This window comes from Serratia myotis (assembly GCF_027474885.1).
Classification (GTDB): Bacteria; Pseudomonadota; Gammaproteobacteria; order Enterobacterales; family Enterobacteriaceae; genus Serratia; species Serratia proteamaculans.
Window position 1 is genome coordinate 1,117,409 of sequence record NZ_CP099707.1, and the last position, 15,165, is coordinate 1,132,573.

12 protein-coding genes are annotated in these 15,165 nt (G+C 56.4%); 9 read left to right on the forward strand and 3 right to left on the reverse strand.

The genetic code is table 11. The features are described from left to right. Positions 1-9: 9 nt before the first annotated feature. From lon to NHG65_RS05190, 5 genes are all read left to right on the forward strand, one after another. Complete coding sequence (gene lon, locus NHG65_RS05170; protein ID WP_112347696.1) at positions 10-2,364, forward strand: endopeptidase La; 2,355 nt, start codon at positions 10-12, stop codon at positions 2,362-2,364. A gap of 215 nt (positions 2,365-2,579) precedes the next feature. Beyond that, positions 2,580-2,852: a nucleoid-associated protein HU-beta gene (gene hupB, locus NHG65_RS05175; RefSeq protein WP_085115462.1), complete on the forward strand. Its 273-nt coding sequence runs from the start codon at positions 2,580-2,582 to the stop codon at positions 2,850-2,852. 182 nt (positions 2,853-3,034) lie between these two features. Beyond that, positions 3,035-4,921: a peptidylprolyl isomerase gene (ppiD, locus tag NHG65_RS05180; protein ID WP_499183001.1), complete on the forward strand. Its 1,887-nt coding sequence runs from the start codon at positions 3,035-3,037 to the stop codon at positions 4,919-4,921. Positions 4,922-5,060: 139 nt separating this feature from the next. Beyond that, a complete protein-coding gene (locus NHG65_RS05185) occupies positions 5,061-5,444 on the forward strand; it encodes a ComEA family DNA-binding protein (protein ID WP_499183002.1) in 384 nt (127 codons plus the stop codon). 155 nt (positions 5,445-5,599) lie between these two features. Further along, entirely contained in the window at positions 5,600-6,013 is a 414-nt protein-coding gene (locus NHG65_RS05190) for an acyl-CoA thioesterase (protein ID WP_085115465.1), read from the forward strand. A 130-nt stretch (positions 6,014-6,143) separates the two neighbouring features. On the opposite strand, the gene queC is transcribed toward NHG65_RS05190, so the two are convergent. Together queC and NHG65_RS05200 are read right to left on the reverse strand one after the other, a co-directional pair. Continuing rightward, positions 6,144-6,842, reverse strand: coding sequence for a 7-cyano-7-deazaguanine synthase QueC (queC, locus tag NHG65_RS05195; RefSeq protein ID WP_099062278.1), 699 nt, complete (start codon positions 6,840-6,842; stop codon positions 6,144-6,146). A gap of 118 nt (positions 6,843-6,960) precedes the next feature. Beyond that, positions 6,961-8,688 (reverse strand): SgrR family transcriptional regulator, encoded by a 1,728-nt coding sequence (locus NHG65_RS05200; RefSeq protein ID WP_499183003.1) that lies wholly within the window; start codon positions 8,686-8,688, stop codon positions 6,961-6,963. A gap of 104 nt (positions 8,689-8,792) precedes the next feature. On the opposite strand from NHG65_RS05200, the gene cof reads away from it, so the two are divergent. Continuing rightward, positions 8,793-9,617 (forward strand): HMP-PP phosphatase, encoded by an 825-nt coding sequence (gene cof, locus NHG65_RS05205; protein ID WP_499183004.1) that lies wholly within the window; start codon positions 8,793-8,795, stop codon positions 9,615-9,617. Positions 9,618-9,677: 60 nt separating this feature from the next. Here cof and NHG65_RS05210 read toward each other — a convergent pair whose 3' ends face one another. Then, the gene (locus NHG65_RS05210) at positions 9,678-10,718 is read right to left on the reverse strand and encodes a PLP-dependent cysteine synthase family protein (protein WP_085115535.1); all 1,041 of its coding nucleotides are present in this window, start codon (positions 10,716-10,718) and stop codon (positions 9,678-9,680) included. Between the two features lie 122 nt (positions 10,719-10,840). Between NHG65_RS05210 and NHG65_RS05215 the strand changes: the two genes are divergently transcribed. The 3 genes from NHG65_RS05215 to smdB all read left to right on the forward strand — a co-directional run bounded on the left by NHG65_RS05215 (position 10,841) and on the right by smdB (position 14,940). Continuing rightward, the gene (locus NHG65_RS05215; RefSeq protein ID WP_085115469.1) at positions 10,841-11,302 is read left to right on the forward strand and encodes an Lrp/AsnC family transcriptional regulator; all 462 of its coding nucleotides are present in this window, start codon (positions 10,841-10,843) and stop codon (positions 11,300-11,302) included. Positions 11,303-11,393: 91 nt separating this feature from the next. Further along, positions 11,394-13,169, forward strand: coding sequence for a SmdA family multidrug ABC transporter permease/ATP-binding protein (locus NHG65_RS05220; protein ID WP_261415415.1), 1,776 nt, complete (start codon positions 11,394-11,396; stop codon positions 13,167-13,169). After that, on the forward strand, positions 13,162-14,940 hold the full coding sequence (gene smdB / locus NHG65_RS05225) for a multidrug efflux ABC transporter permease/ATP-binding subunit SmdB (protein WP_261427408.1): 1,779 nt from the start codon (positions 13,162-13,164) through the stop codon (positions 14,938-14,940). The genes NHG65_RS05220 and smdB overlap by 8 nt, the downstream gene beginning before the upstream one ends. Positions 14,941-15,165 lie beyond the last annotated feature (225 nt).

Genomic DNA, 15,165 nt, shown 5'->3' on the forward strand with positions numbered 1-15,165 from the left:
GAGAGCTCTATGAACCCTGAGCGTTCCGAACGCATAGAAATCCCCGTCTTGCCGTTGCGCGACGTGGTGGTTTATCCGCACATGGTGATCCCGTTATTTGTTGGCCGGGAAAAATCAATTCGGTGCCTCGAAGCAGCAATGGATCATGATAAGAAGATCATGCTGGTGGCACAGAAAGAGGCCTCAACGGATGAACCTGGTATTAATGATTTGTTCTCTGTCGGCACCGTAGCGTCGATCCTGCAAATGCTGAAATTGCCTGATGGCACGGTAAAAGTGCTGGTCGAAGGTCTGCAGCGGGCGCGTATTACTACGCTTTCCGACAGCGGAGAGCATTTTGCTGCCCAGGCCGAATATCTTGAGTCACCTGCGATTGATGAGCGTGAACAAGAAGTGCTGGTGCGCACTGCAATCAATCAGTTTGAAGGCTACATCAAACTGAACAAGAAAATTCCACCGGAGGTGCTGACGTCATTGAACAGCATCGACGATGCTGCACGCCTGGCGGATACCATCGCTGCGCACATGCCGCTGAAACTCAGCGACAAGCAGTCGGTACTGGAGATGTTCGATATCACTGAACGTCTTGAATACCTGATGGCGATGATGGAATCGGAAATCGACCTGCTGCAGGTTGAAAAACGTATCCGTAACCGCGTCAAAAAACAGATGGAAAAAAGTCAGCGCGAGTACTATCTGAATGAGCAGATGAAGGCGATTCAGAAAGAACTGGGCGAGATGGACGATGCGCCAGACGAGCATGAAGCGCTGAAGCGCAAGATCGAAGCGGCGAAAATGCCGAAAGACGCGCGTGAAAAAACCGAAGCGGAACTGCAAAAGCTGAAAATGATGTCGCCAATGTCTGCGGAAGCCACCGTGGTACGCGGCTACATCGACTGGATGCTGCAGGTGCCGTGGAATGCGCGCAGCAAGGTTAAGAAAGACCTGCTCAAGGCGCAGGAAGTGCTCGATATCGATCACTACGGCCTGGAGCGCGTCAAAGACCGTATTCTTGAGTATCTCGCAGTACAGAGCCGCGTCAGCAAAATCAAGGGGCCTATCCTGTGTCTGGTAGGGCCTCCTGGCGTAGGTAAAACCTCGCTGGGTCAGTCGATCGCCAAAGCGACCGGTCGCCAATACGTGCGTATGGCGTTGGGTGGCGTGCGTGACGAAGCGGAAATTCGCGGTCACCGTCGTACCTATATCGGTTCCATGCCGGGCAAGCTGATCCAGAAAATGGCCAAGGTTGGGGTGAAAAACCCACTGTTCCTGCTGGACGAGATCGACAAGATGTCTTCCGACATGCGCGGTGACCCAGCCTCTGCACTGCTTGAGGTACTGGATCCGGAACAGAACGTGGCGTTTAACGATCACTATCTGGAAGTGGATTACGATCTGTCCGACGTGATGTTCGTGGCTACCTCGAACTCGATGAACATTCCTGCGCCGTTGCTGGACCGTATGGAAGTGATCCGCCTGTCCGGATACACCGAGGACGAGAAGCTCAACATTGCCAAGCAGCACCTGTTGCCGAAGCAGCTCGAGCGTAACGCCCTGAAGAAAGGTGAGCTGACGGTCGACGATAGCGCCATCACCGGCATTATCCGCTTCTACACCCGTGAAGCTGGGGTGCGTAGCCTGGAGCGTGAAATCTCCAAGTTGTGCCGTAAAGCGGTGAAAACGCTGCTGATGGACAAGAAGATCAAGCATATTGAGATCAACGGCGACAACCTGAAAGACTACCTGGGCGTACAGCGTGTCGACTACGGCCGTGCGGATACCGAAAACCGCGTGGGTGAGGTTACCGGCCTGGCGTGGACGGAAGTGGGTGGCGATCTGCTGACCATCGAAACCGCCTGCGTACCGGGCAAGGGTAAGCTGACCTACACCGGCTCGCTCGGTGAAGTGATGCAGGAGTCGATTCAGGCTGCACTGACCGTAGTGCGTGCGCGCGCGGATAAATTGGGGATTAACCCTGATTTTTACGAGAAGCGTGACATCCACGTGCACGTGCCGGAAGGCGCTACACCGAAGGACGGCCCGAGCGCCGGTATTGCGATGTGTACCGCGCTGGTTTCCTGCCTGACGGGCAACCCGGTTCGCGCCGATGTGGCGATGACCGGCGAGATCACGCTGCGTGGTCAGGTACTGCCGATTGGTGGCCTGAAAGAGAAACTGCTGGCGGCCCATCGCGGCGGTATCAAAACCGTGCTGATCCCGTATGAAAACAAGCGCGATCTGGAAGAGATCCCGGCGAATGTTATCGCCGATCTGGATATTCATCCGGTGCAACGAATTGATGAAGTTTTGGACCTTGCGTTGCTTAATCCGGCCTTTGGCGCACTGCCGGTAGCGGCAAAATAGTGACGTATCGCAAAAACCATTGATAAAACTTATGCTGGCAAGTCATTTCGGACTTGCCAGTCTTTTTTTGTACCGCTAAGTTAGACAGCTGTCGGCCCGCGTTTTGTCACGCTTTCGGTGGCTTGCCAAGGCACGATGGGATTGATATAACAGCTGCGCTGTCGCGCCGTAGGGAATTTTCGGTGCGACGATTGAATTCTAGAGGGGATGATAGAGTGAATAAGTCACAACTGATCGACAAAATTGCCGCAGGTGCTGATATTTCCAAAGCGGCAGCTGGGCGTGCTTTAGATGCAGTGATTGCATCTGTTACTGAATCCTTGAAGGAAGGGGATGATGTGGCCCTGGTAGGTTTCGGTTCCTTCACCGTGCGTGAGCGCTCGGCCCGTACTGGCCGTAATCCGCAAACCGGTAAAGAGATCGCCATCGCGGCAGCCAAAGTTCCGGCCTTCCGTGCAGGGAAAGCGCTGAAAGACGCAGTAAACTGATTGTTTGCGTCTAACCGTTTAGCGTTACAGGGTTTTGTAATAAACAATCACCTGACGCAACGGTGCTGGTAAGGTAAGATATAAGGCGCATCAGATTGATGCGCTTTTTTTATTTTTGTCGCAGGGAACGCGCCTGCGCAAGGGTGTTTTTAATCCACATCACAGCGGAGTGTTGTCACACTATGATGGACAATTTACGCGCGGCAGCTAATAACGTCGTGCTCAAAATCATCCTGGCCCTGATCATCTTGTCATTTATTTTGACCGGGGTGGGTAACTACCTGATCGGCGGTTCCGGCGATTATGCAGCGAAAGTAAATGGTCAGGTGATCGAGCGCGCTCAGCTGGAACAGGCTTTCCAAAGCGAACGCAGCCGCATGCAGCAACAGCTGGGTGACCAGTTCTCCGCACTGGCGGGCAACGAAGGCTATATGCAGCAGATGCGCCACCAGGCGCTGTCACAGTTGATCGACAACATGCTGCTGGATCAATACGCCAAGAAATTAGGCCTGAGCGTCAGCGACGATCAGGTAAAAGACGCCATCCGCAAGGCGCCTTACTTCCAGACTGACGGCCAGTTCGATAACGCCAAATATCTCGATCTGATTAGCCGCATGGGTTACACCGCCGATAACTTTGCGCAGTCCATGCGTCAGCAGCTGGTTAACCAGCAGGTGATCCAGGCCTTCGGCGGTTCAGGCTTTATTCTGCCTGCCGAAGCTCAGGACATGACGGCACTGGTGCTGCAACAGCGCGATGTGCGTCTGGCGACGCTGGATCTGAAAGCGTTGCAGGCCAAGCAGACCGTGACCGACGACGAGCTGAAAGACTACTACAGCCAGAACAAGAACAGCTTCATTGCGCCAGAACAGGTCAAAGTAAGCTACATCCCAATGGATGCCGCTTCCATGCAGGACAAGGTAACGGTAGCCGATGCGGATATCAGCGCCTACTACGACCAGCACAAAAGCAGCTACGGCCAGCCTGAGCGCAAGAACTACAGCGTGATCCAGCTGAAAACCGAGGCGGAAGCCAATGCGGTACTGGACGAACTGAAAAAAGGCGGTGATTTCGCCACGCTGGCGAAAGACAAATCCACCGACATCATCTCACGCCGTACTGGCGGTGAGCTGGGTTGGCTGGAGCCGGACACCACGGCAGACGAACTGAAGCAGGCTAACCTGACCGAAAAAGGCCAGCTTTCCGGCGTCGTGAAGTCCTCAGTGGGGTATCTGGTGATCCGTCTGAACGACATTCAGCCGGAGAAAGTGAAGCCGTTGAGCGAAGTGCGTGACGCCATCGCCAAGCAGGTTAAGCAGGAGAAAGCCGTAGACGCTTATTACGCGCTGCAGCAGAAGGTCAGTGAAGCGGCTACCAGCGATAACGAGTCTCTGGCATCAGCCGAAGAAGCGGCTGGTGTGAAAGCGGCACATACCGACTGGTTTACCCGCGACAATATTCCGGCAGCGCTGAACTTCAAACCGGTCATTCAGTCGATTTTCGACGGCACACTGATTGGCGAGGGCGGTTCTCCGGGCAGCAACTCCGACGTGATCACCGTTGATGGCGACCGTGCCTTCGTGATCCGCGTGTCTGGCCACAAGCCGGAAGGCATTGAACCCTTCGACCAGGTGAAAGATCGCGTGGCGGAGCTGGTCAAACGCAACAAAGCGGAACAGGAAGCGAAACTGCAGGGCGAGAAACTGCTGGTTGAGCTGAAACAGGGTAAGGGCGACGAGGCGATGAAAGCGGCCGGCCTGAGCTTTGGCAGCGTGCAGAAGATGGCTCGTGCACCGGAAGACAGCCAGTTGGTGCAGAGCGTGTTCGCGTTGCCGCATCCGCAGGAAGGCAAGCCGGTTTATGGCATGTCGCAGGATCGTCAGGACAACGTGGTGCTGATTGCGCTGGATGCAGTTAACCCTGGCACCTTGCCGGCAGAAGAAATGAAAACCTTCGTCAGCAAAATGGAAGAAGGTTCGACCGGTGTGTCCTTTGACTCTCTGCTGGCCAGCCTGCGCAAAGAAGCCAAGATCACCATGGGCGCTGCTGAGCAGCAGCAACCTCAGTAAAGCGCCGCAGTTTTCTGCAACGCAATGTAATCCTCAAAGGCCGCTTTCGCGGCCTTTTCCATATCTGAAATCCGCCAATTGCTGAAGTTTGCCCGCTGCGGCAAGGTGAGCTTGCTGTTAAACACAAGGAGGACACAGCATGCAACTTACAGAAATAAAAGCGGTAAAGGCTTTCAGCTTCAAAGCGTTGTTGACCGTAGCACTGCTCTCCCTGGCCGGGCTATCGGTGGCCGCGGAAGAGAAAGTGGGGGCTGGGCAACCGGTGCTGTCCGTGCCGGCGGGTAATGCAGGACAAGGTGCAGAGGCCGGAGCGACTGCCAATGATGAGGCGTCGGTCAGTATCAATCAGGCCGATGCCGAACAACTGGCCAGCATGCTCAAAGGGGTAGGGTTGAAGAAAGCGGAGAGCATTGTGCGCTACCGTGAGCAGAACGGCCCCTTTACGCAGATTGAGCAACTTCAGGAAGTACCGGGCATTGGGCCTGCACTGTTTGAAAGGAATCGCACGCGGCTCAAAATGTGATTTCGATCACGGCTGCGTGGCAAAGTGATAATGCAGCCCTTTTTCCTCTGCTACATTTTACAGGTCTTACCAGTTTGGCATCTTGACCAAATGGGTGAAGGAGTCGCTTGCGGCTCCTTCTTTCTGTAATCACCAGGCAGGAGTGGCCGTTTCCTATGCACCAGACCTTTATCAAAGTTCGTGGTTATCATCTTGATGTTTATCAGCACGTGAATAACGCCCGCTATCTGGAGTTTCTGGAAGAGGCGCGTTGGGATTGGCTGGAGAATCAGGAAGGCTTCCGCTGGATGACGGAAAATAACATCGCCTTCATCGTGGTGAACATCAATATTAACTATCGCACCCCGGCAGTATTGGGCGACAAGCTACGCATTGACAGCCAGATGGTGCAGCTAAACGGCAAAAGTGGCGTGTTGAGCCAGAAGGTATTGCAGGATGCCACGGGGGCTCAGGTGGCGGATGCGCTACTGACCTTCGTTTGTGTCGATCTGAAAACCCAACGGGCCTTGCCGATTGAGGGACAACTGCGCGAACACTTACAGGTGCTCACGCCGCCAGAAGATCAGTAAAGCAACGAGCGGCAGCCCGTGCCGCCGTTAACCCCGTCATACTTCAAGCCGCATCCTTGTTGGCCGCACTCACTTACCCGAATCGTTTACTTGCCGCCTCGATGCAACTTGAATTATTTAGGGGGATCAATCAGACCAGACCGGTCTTTTGCTTCAGGCTCGCCATCACTTCGGCCTTGTTGATTTGGTATTGCTTCAGCCCGTTGGCGCGCAGATGGCAGGCCGCACATTCACCGCAGCCGTCACCCTTAATACCGTTGTAGCAGGTCAGGGTGTCCTGTTGCACCAGATCCAACTGATGGTAGTAATCCGCCAGTGCCCAGGTTTCTGCCTTGTTCAGCCACATCAGTGGCGTTTCAAAGCGGATATCGCGGGCGATGCCCAGCACTATTGCCTGGTTCAGCGCTTTGACAAACTCGTCACGGCAGTCAGGGTAGCCGGAGAAGTCAGTCTCACAGACGCCGGTGATCACCGCTTCAGCTTCGACCTGATAGGCATAAATCGCTGCCAGCGTCAGGAACAAAATGTTGCGACCTGGCACAAAGGTGCTCGGTAACCCATTGCTCTGCGTGCTGTCGTAGGCGGGAACCGGAATGTTGTCACGGGTCAGGCTGCTGATCGCCAGCTCATTGAGCAGGCCTACGTCCAGCAGCTTATGCGCCTTGGCCCCCAGGGCCACCGACAGTTCCTGAGCCACCTCAATCTCGGCGCGATGGCGCTGGCCGTAGTCAAAGGTGACGCAGTGAACTTCATCATACTGTTTCAATGCCTGAATCAAGCAGGTCGTGGAATCTTGTCCACCGCTGAAAACGACAACCGCGCGCTTCATAAAATAACCTCAAATTATTGCTGAGACCCTACCCGATACACATTCGGGCGGTAGGATAAAAATGCGTTGCGGCAACAATGGTAGCAGAAATGTCTGGTTACCGCAGAGCCAGCCAGACTTAGTTTGTCGCAGGGGATCCCATGGTGTCCACCGGCGGTGGTAGCCAGGCCTGACAGAAATCGAACCAACCGTGGGCGGTCAGGGTAACGCCATGAATGCGCGGTGGCGCGCTGATTTGATACTGATAGTGAAACAGCGGAGTGATGATCGCTGCCGCCATCAGTTGCTGATAATAGTCTTTCAATTGCTGATATCGCGGCGGCTGTGCCGGGAGCTGCTGGATCTGTTGCAGCGTTTGTTGCTGATGCTGCCAGCGAGCGTCGGGCAGGATACCCCGCCACAGCGTATCCTGCCGCAGCCAGCTTTCCAGCGTCGCTTCCGGTGATTCCCCGATCAGGTTATCCGCCAGTAGCAGATCGGCCTGTTCGATTTGTTCGGTACTCTGCCAACGTTTGCCCGCGTAGTAGCGTAGCTCCAGCTCGCAGCCATGTTGCGCCAACAGTTGCTGCAAGGCCACTGTGACCGTCTCCAGCTCCACCGGTGGCCGATACAACAGCGTCAATTTGGCGGGCAGGGCAATATCCTCGTCGGCCTGATGCTGTGGGATTGCCCAGCCGGGCAGCATTTCGTGGCTGGGGGTGATGACGCTGTTGGGCACCGGCAGATTGGCCAGCAGGCCGGATCGCTGGATCAGCATCAGCAGTTTTTTCCCCTGTGCTTCACTGAGTACGCCGTGCTTCAAATTCACTGCCAGATAGCACCAACCCAGGCTCATGCTGCGCTGTACCGGGCGGGCCAACGCCATCTCTTCCTGCTGACCAAGGGTAATGCGTACCGGATGCTGGCAACTGGTATAAGCATCGCCAACATTCAGTTCGGGAGTGATCCAATACTCAATGCTCTCCAGATAGGGATGCTGCAAATGGTAAAACGGGTGTTGCTCCAGTCGGACCAGGTGCGGTTGGTTCAGCGTCAATTTAAACGGGCCGGCACCCATGCCTGAAGCATCCGGGTGGGTCAGCAGGCAAGGCAATTCCGCCAGCCGGTGCGCCAGCCAGTAGTCCGGATGCTGCAAATCAAACTGCAGGCACAGCGGATGGGGCAGACTGAGGCTGGCAACGTTGGCCAGGCTGGGTTGACTGCGAGGATGCTGCTGCAGTTTTTCCAGCGTTTGCAGCAGTTGCTGGCCGGTCAGTGGTTCACCGTTGTGCCAGCGTAGTTGGCCGCGCAGAAAGAATTGCCAGCGCAGGCCGTCATCGCTGATTTGCCAATGGTGAGCCAGATCTGATTGTGGCTCGGGATTACCGGTAATAAACCGCGTTAACCCGGCATGCAGGGTGGCAACCAAATGCTGTTCGGCGCGGCCGGTAAGGGTCAGCGGATCCAGCGATTCGAGCGTGCGGTAGTAGGGGATACGCAGCGTTGGGCTGCCGGCTTGCCATTGACCACCAAGATGTGGGCTAAGCAGTTCCTGTAAATGTTGCGGATCCAACTGCGCCATTTCCAGCGCACCCTGATGATCGCCCTCCTGCAGCAGCCTTTGAAGATGGGCAGCCCGCAGCTCGTCCGGCGTTATCAGACAGTGCAAACGCGCACGTTTACCGCGCCCGGGCTGTGACTGCCAGCTCAGCCAACCCTGATCTTGCAGTTGTTGTACCAGAGTGCGGGCGTGGCGCTCGCTGCAATAGAACATCGCTGCCAGCTCACCAATGGTGATGGCGACCGGTGCGCTACCGAGTTGCAGGTACAGGCGTTGATACTGGCTGAGGCGGTGGGTCAGACGCATGTCAGTAAATCCGGAACAGTTTTCCAGAATTGTTCACTATTACTTCCGCAAATACCATCCCATACTGCAGGGACTGTAATCGCGTTCACATTCACGAGGTCTTTATGTATCGCCTGGCGGCTTTTGATATGGACGGCACGTTGTTGACACCGGATCACCGGGTCGGGCTGGAAACTCTGGCGGTGCTAAAGCAACTCCTCGAGCGGGAGATGATCGTCACTTTCGCCACCGGGCGGCACTATCTTGATGCGCAGCCGATCATGGCGCAGTTAGGCCTGCAGGGCTACCTGATTACCGGCAACGGCACGCGGGTCTATGACAATCAGGGGCAGCAACTGCACGCCACCGACTTGCCGGCCGATATTGCCGAAGAGGTGCTGCATACCCACTGGCGAACCGACGCCAGCATGCACGTCTTCCGTGATGAAGGCTGGATGACCGGGTTTGCGCTGCCGGAGGAAATGTTGCTGGCCCACCATCTGAGCGGCTTCCATTACCAGCTTACCGAACTGCGGCGTTTACCGGCGTTCGGCAACAGCAAGGTTTGTTTTGTTGGTCCGCACGAGGAATTGCTGAAACTTCAGGTGCAGCTGCGTCAGCACTTTGCTGCGCGTGTCGATCTTTGTTTCTCGGCCTATGAATGCCTGGAAGTGTTGCCACTGGGCTGCAACAAGGGGTCGGCGCTGAATATGCTGAGCCGCCATCTGGGGCTGAAGATGGCGGACTGTATGGCGTTTGGTGATGCGATGAACGACAAGGAAATGCTGGCGGCGGTAGGGCACGGGGTGGTGATGGGCAATGCTCTGCCACAGTTGAAGTCGCTGTTGCCACAGCTACAGGTTATCGGTCACTGCGAACAGCAGGCGGTGGCTCACTATTTGCAACATTGGCTGCGTTCACCTTACCTCACCTATTCCCCCGAATTATGAGGCTTTATTGGCAGCCGCCGGGTAAGACTTACCCGGCTTTTTTTCGTCTGAACCTGCCGATTACAAATCCGCCAGCTGCGCCAGATACGGCGTCAGATCACCGATATTGTTGCTGACCCATTCTGGGTTGTAATAGGTGTCCAGGTAGCGCTCACCGCTGTCGCACAGCAGAGTGACGATCGAACCCTGCTCGCCGTTTTCCCGCATTTGCTTCGCCAACTGCAGCGCGCCCCATACGTTGGTGCCGGTAGAGGCCCCCACCTTGCGCCCGAGAACCGTCTCCAGCCAGTGGATGGTGGCGACGCTGGCGGCATCCGGCACGCGGATCATGCTGTCGACCACCGACGGGATAAACGAGGGCTCGGCGCGTGGGCGGCCAATGCCCTCGATACGGCTGCCGCAACTGCCGATAAGGGTACGGTCGCGCTGGTGGAAGCAATCATAGAACACCGAGTTTTCCGGATCGACCACCGTCAGGCGGGTGTCGTGCCCCTGATAGCGGATATAGCGGCCCAGAGTCGCGGAGGTGCCGCCAGTGCCGGCGCTCATCACGATATGTTTTGGCACCGGGAAGGGTTCACGCGCCATCTGCCGGAAGATGCTGTCGGCGATGTTGTTGTTGCCGCGCCAGTCGGTTGCCCGTTCGGCGTAGGTGAACTGATCCATATAGTGGCCGTTCAGCTCTTGCGCCAACTGTTCGGAGACGGCGTAAATCTGCGCCGCATGGTCGACGAAGTGGCAACGACCGCCGTAGAACGCGATCTGCTCAACCTTGCGGCGTGCGGTGCAGGAAGGCATTACGGCAATAAACGGCAGGCCAATCAACCGGGCGAAGTAGGCTTCGGACACCGCCGTACTGCCGGAGGAGGCCTCGATAATCGTGGTGTTTTCGGTGATCCAGCCGTTACACAGGCCGTACAGGAACAGTGAACGCGCCAAGCGGTGCTTCAGGCTGCCGGTCGGGTGAGTGCTTTCGTCTTTCAGGTACAGGCAGATACCGGGAAATTCCGGCAGGTTCAGGCGGATCAGGTGGGTATCGGCGGAGCGTTGAAAATCCGCTTCTATTTCGCCGATAGCATATTTTACCCAAGAATTTGTCATCATCTGGCCTCAGAATAGGGGGCTTGTTTGATGCATAATATAGCCTGCTGTGGGGAAAAAAGGATTGCCATTTTCCCTGTTTAATCGCCTAATGAGAGAAAATTATTCTCCTGGTTGCCGATATGCTAGATAAAACAGACCGTAAATTACTGTGCATGCTGCAACAGGACTGTACGCAGCCGCTGCAGGTGCTGGCCGACGCGGTCAATCTGACGTCGACACCCTGTTGGAAAAGGCTCAAGCGGCTGGAAGAAGACGGTTATATCCGGGGGCGAGTCGCGCTGCTGGATAACGAAAAGCTCGGCCTGGGCCTGACGGCATTTGTGCTGATCAAAACCCAGCAGCACAGCAGCGAGTGGTATCAACAGTTTGTGCAACTGACCAAGCAGATGCCAGAGGTGCTGGCGTTCTATCGCATGGCCGGAGAATACGACTACCTGATGCAGGTGGAAGTGGCGGATATGAAGAGCTACGACAGCTTTTACAAGCGTCTGGTGAACGGCGTACCGGGGCTGATCGACGTCACTTCCAGCTTCGCAATGGAAAAAATCAAATACACCACTGCACTGCCGATTCCTGAGTGAAAAGTTCACCAAATTGGCAAAGTAACGGTGGTATCCTACTCTGCTGAGGCAGAACAAGAGACAAAACCATTACATCCTGGAATAAAACTGCGTGAGACTATTTGCTCAAATCGGCTGGTATTTCCGCCGCGAGTGGCGTCGCTACCTCGGGGCGGTGGTGCTGCTGATCATCATTGCCATACTGCAACTGTTGCCGCCCAAGCTGGTGGGGATCATTGTGGATGGCGTCACCGAAAAACAGATGTCCGGCGGCGTGCTGATGGCATGGCTGGGGCTGATGCTCGGCACCGCCGTGGTTGTCTACCTGCTGCGCTACGTGTGGCGGGTGCTGTTGTTTGGGGCGTCCTACCAGCTTGCCGTCGAACTGCGTGAAAACTTCTACCGCCAGCTTAGCCGTCAGAATCCGGCCTTCTATTTGCGTCACCGTACCGGTGATCTGATGGCGCGCGCCACCAACGATGTCGATCGGGTGGTTTTCGCCGCCGGTGAAGGGGTGCTGACGCTGGTGGATTCGCTGGTGATGGGATTGGCGGTGCTGGTGGTGATGAGCACCCAAATTAGTTGGCAGCTAACCCTGCTGTCGCTGATCCCGATGCCAATCATGGCGATCGTTATCAAGTACTATGGCGACCAGTTACACCAGCGTTTTAAATCGGCGCAGGCGGCGTTCTCCAGCCTGAACGATCAGGCGCAGGAAAGCATGACCAGCATCCGTATGATCAAGGCGTTCGGTCTGGAAGATCATCAGTCTAATCAGTTTGCCGAAGTCGCTGCCCAGACCGGTGCCAAAAACATGCACGTGGCGCGGGTGGATGCTCGTTTCGACCCAACGATTTATATCGCCATCGGTACCGCCAATCTGCTGGCGATCGGCGGTGGCAGTTGGATGGTGGTGAACGGAACCATGACGCTGGGCCAACTGACCAGCTTCGTGATGTACCTCGGCCTGATGATTTGGCCGATGCTGGCGTTGGCCTGGATGTTCAATATCGTTGAACGCGGCAGCGCGGCCTATAGCCGTATTCGCAGCCTGCTGGATGAAGCCCCGGCAGTGACCGACGGTGAGCAATCGCTGCCGGCCGGGCGTGGCAATCTGGCGATCGACATCCGCGCATTCCACTACCCGGGCAATAGTCAGCCGACGCTGCATGATGTGGTGCTGAAGCTGGAACCAGGGCAAATGCTCGGCCTGTGTGGCCCGACCGGCGCCGGTAAATCGACGCTGTTGTCACTGATCCAGCGCCAATTTGATGTTGATGACGGCCAGATCAGCTATCAGGGGCTGCCGTTGACCCAGGTCAAACTCGACGACTGGCGCTCACGGTTGTCCGTGGTCAGCCAGACGCCGTTCTTATTCTCGGACAGCGTGGCGAACAACATCGCGCTGGGAAATCCGGGGGCGACGCAGGAACAGATTGAGCGCGCGGCCCGCCTGGCCAGTGTGCATGAGGATATTTTGCGCCTGCCGCAGGGTTATGAAACCGAGGTGGGCGAGCGTGGCGTGATGCTCTCTGGGGGGCAGAAGCAACGTATCTCCATTGCCCGCGCCCTGTTACTGGATGCAGAAATCCTGATCCTCGACGACGCGTTGTCGGCGGTGGATGGCCGTACCGAACACCAGATCCTGCATAACCTGCGCAGCTGGGGGCAAAACCGCACGGTGATTATCAGCGCGCACCGGCTTTCGGCACTGACCGAAGCCAGCGAAATTCTGGTGATCCAGCACGGCGCTGTGGCACAGCGTGGCCAGCATGCGTCCCTGGCTGCTCAACCCGGCTGGTATCGCGATATGTATCGCTATCAGCAACTGGAGGCGGCATTGGATGAGGCCCCGGAAAGCGGCGAGGAGAGTGAAGCCAATGAATAAGATGCAAAAGCTGTGGCCGACGCTGAAGCGCTTGCTGGCTTATGGATCGCCGTACCGAAAGCCGCTGGGGCTGGCGGTAGTGATGCTGTGGGTCGCCGCGGCGGCGGAAGTCGCCGGGCCGATCCTGGTCAGTTATTTTATCGATAACTACGTTGCCAAGGGCCAGTTACCGCTGACTATCGTCTGCGGACTGGCAGCAGCCTATATCCTGTTGGAGCTGTTGGCGGCGGCGCTGCACTATTTTCAGGCGTTGTTGTTCAACCAGGCGGCGGTCGGGGTGGTTCAACGTCTGCGAACTGACGTGATGGACGCTGCGTTGCGCCAACCACTTAGCGCCTTTGATACCCAACCCGTCGGGCAGTTGATCTCGCGGGTGACCAATGACACCGAGGTGATCAAAGATCTGTACGTGATGGTGGTGTCCACGGTGCTGAAAAGCGCGGCGCTGATCGGTGCCATGCTGGTGGCGATGTTCAGCCTTGACTGGCGTATGGCGCTGGTGGCGATCTGCATCTTCCCGGCGGTATTTGTGGTGATGGGCATTTATCAGTACTACAGCATCCCTATTGTGCGCCGGGTACGTAGCTATCTGGCGGACATCAACGACGGCTTTAACGAAGTGATTAACGGCATGGGCGTGATCCAGCAGTTCCGCCAGCAGATCCGCTTCGGGGAGCGCATGAGCGCCGCCAGCCGTTCCCACTATACCGCGCGTATGCAGACGCTGCGGTTGGACGGTTTCCTGCTGCGTCCGCTGCTCAGCCTGTTCTCGGCGCTGGTACTGTGCGGTCTGCTGATGTTGTTCGGCTTCAGCGGTGAGGGGGCGATCGGCGTTGGTGTGCTGTATGCCTTTATCAACTATCTGGGCCGTCTGAATGAGCCGTTGATTGAGCTGACATCGCAGCAGTCTATCCTGCAGCAGGCGGTGGTGGCCGGCGAGCGTATTTTCGAACTGATGGATCGCAAACAGCAGAGCTACGGGGCGGACGATCGCCCACTGGAGAGCGGCCGTATTGATATTGACGACCTGAGTTTTGCCTACCGTGATGACAAAAAGGTACTGCAGCATATTTCGCTGTCGGTCCCTTCGCGTGGCTTCGTGGCGCTGGTCGGCCATACCGGCAGCGGTAAGAGCACGCTGGCCAACCTGCTGATGGGCTATTACCCGGTCGATCAGGGGGAAGTGCGTCTCGACGGACGTCCTCTGGCCAGCCTTTCACACCGGACTCTGCGCCAGGGTGTCGCGATGGTGCAGCAGGACCCGGTGGTGATCGCCGAGTCAGTGCTGGCCAATGTCACGCTGGGACGCAATATCAGCGAAGAGGCGGTTTGGCAGGCATTGAAAACGGTACAACTGGCCGAGTTGGTGCGCAGTTTCCCGCAGGGCATTCATACCCGGCTGGGCGAACAGGGCAATAATCTATCGGTGGGCCAGAAGCAGTTATTGGCGATGGCCAGGGTACTGGTACAGGCACCGCAGATCCTGATCCTCGATGAGGCCACCGCCAACATTGACTCAGGCACGGAACAAGCGATTCAGCGGGCGCTGCGTTTGATCCGCGAACACACCACGCTGGTGGTGATCGCTCACCGTTTGTCGACCATTGTTGATGCCGATTCGATTCTGGTGTTGCACCGGGGTCAGGCGGTCGAGCAGGGCAACCATCAGCAACTGCTGGCGCAGCAGGGGCGTTACTACCAGATGTATCAACTGCAACTGGTGGGTGAAGAGCTGGCTGCCGCCAACCGCGAAGAAACACAACCTGCATAATGTCAGAGGCCGCTTTAGCGGCCTCTTTCTTTTCCACCACGCACCACAAACTGGCATCGCCGCGTTTTAAATCCCTTTCTCTGCACTTTTTCGACGCGTCACGCACCAAAATAGTGCGCAATATTTAATCAATTCCCTGTGCGGTAGCGCGTCGTTGGCTCATCGCAGTGCACCCGATTGCCGTCCTGCCGGTTAATTTGCTGAATTAGCGTACAAAACCATTTG

Coding starts and splice junctions, on each gene's coding strand:
- lon (WP_112347696.1), top strand. CDS start 10: ATGAACCCTGAGCGTTCCGAACGCATAGAAATCCCCGTCTTGCCGTTG.
- ppiD (WP_499183001.1), top strand. CDS start 3,035: ATGATGGACAATTTACGCGCGGCAGCTAATAACGTCGTGCTCAAAATC.
- NHG65_RS05185 (WP_499183002.1), top strand. CDS start 5,061: ATGCAACTTACAGAAATAAAAGCGGTAAAGGCTTTCAGCTTCAAAGCG.
- NHG65_RS05190 (WP_085115465.1), top strand. CDS start 5,600: ATGCACCAGACCTTTATCAAAGTTCGTGGTTATCATCTTGATGTTTAT.
- queC (WP_099062278.1), bottom strand. CDS start 6,842: ATGAAGCGCGCGGTTGTCGTTTTCAGCGGTGGACAAGATTCCACGACC.
- NHG65_RS05200 (WP_499183003.1), bottom strand. CDS start 8,688: ATGCGTCTGACCCACCGCCTCAGCCAGTATCAACGCCTGTACCTGCAA.
- cof (WP_499183004.1), top strand. CDS start 8,793: ATGTATCGCCTGGCGGCTTTTGATATGGACGGCACGTTGTTGACACCG.
- NHG65_RS05210 (WP_085115535.1), bottom strand. CDS start 10,718: ATGACAAATTCTTGGGTAAAATATGCTATCGGCGAAATAGAAGCGGAT.
- NHG65_RS05215 (WP_085115469.1), top strand. CDS start 10,841: ATGCTAGATAAAACAGACCGTAAATTACTGTGCATGCTGCAACAGGAC.
- smdB (WP_261427408.1), top strand. CDS start 13,162: ATGAATAAGATGCAAAAGCTGTGGCCGACGCTGAAGCGCTTGCTGGCT.